This window comes from Dialister sp. CAG:357, from assembly GCF_000435155.1.
Classification (GTDB): domain Bacteria; phylum Bacillota; class Negativicutes; order Veillonellales; family Dialisteraceae; genus Dialister; species Dialister hominis.
Genome location: NZ_FR896471.1, coordinates 3,660 through 4,789 on the forward strand (window position 1 = coordinate 3,660; position 1,130 = coordinate 4,789).

Below are 1,130 nucleotides of genomic sequence, written 5' to 3' on the forward strand. Positions count from 1 at the left end.
GTTGAAATCTTTGTAAATCGGGTGGTCGCCGCCCGGGTAGGTGAAGGAAACGTGGCTGACGGAAAGAGTGGCAGACGGGGACACCTTTTGTTCTGTCTCCTCGATATCCTTCAGGTAGGGACGGACGCGGACCCATGACACCTTCGCTTTCTGCACGGCATTGAAAAGATGCGCCGCATGGGAGGCCTTTACGGCCAGGCGAGCAAAGCAGGCAAGGTAGGCCGAGAAGGCAGCGATGTCCCAGGAGGCCCAGCCCGTTCCCATGACGTTCCTGCCGCCATGGACGATGATAAAGAAAGCGCCTGTCATGGCGATGACTTCATAAAGAGGCTCCATGGTATTTCCCCAGAGATTGGCGCGGACCGTCTTCTTCTCATAATCGGCAAGATACGTCTCATAGATACCGTCCTGCGCCGTCTCCTCGCCGAAAATGCGGTAAGTGAGCGCATTCCTGATGCGGTCCATCGTGCGGTCAGAAAGGCGGCCGCTCGATTCCTTCCCGGCGCGTGCGCTGTCGGTCACGACTTTCTTGAGCCGGCCGGCAATGAAGTAGGCAATCGGCGGGAAGAGAAGGACGAGGAAGGTCAATTTCCAGTCATAGTAAAAAAGGAGCGCGGCATAAGCGACCATGACGACGCCCGTGTCGAAGACTTCCGTCGTGAATTTGCGCATGCCTTCCACGCAGGCATCGACGTCCGAGACGACGCGCGTCATGAGGGACCCTTCTGTCTCGCCCGCCTTGACCGTTTCCTGATGGATGAGCGTGCGGTAAAGGATCGCCTTCATCGCAAGGGAGATGTCGTTGGCAAAATGGCGCACGTAAAGACGCTTGAGGGCGCGGCAGCCCTGCACGATCATGATCGTCAGAAGGTAGAGCGAAGCGAGGCGCAGCATCGCCGATGGCGCCCGCTCGCCGCCCAGGATGTCGATCACGTACTGGGCCAGCTGCCCTTCGAACCAGGGGGAGAGCGTCATGCCCACATTGTAGATGAGCCCGCTGATCGTCACGTACAAAAGGACCTTCTTCTCTCCCGCAAAGTAATAGAGAAGATCCGACGGCGTATATTTCTTCATAACAATCTTCTTTCTTTCCTGAATTTTTCCTTTTTCTCTATTATAATTCAGAGAGA

Annotated in this window: 1 protein-coding gene; it reads right to left on the bottom strand. The window is 56.1% G+C overall.

The features are described from left to right. Nucleotides 1–1,074: ABC transporter transmembrane domain-containing protein (locus tag M3200_RS08800; protein ID WP_288178255.1), on the bottom strand; the 1,074-nt coding region annotated here is incomplete at its 3' end. Nucleotides 1,075–1,130 lie beyond the last annotated feature (56 nt).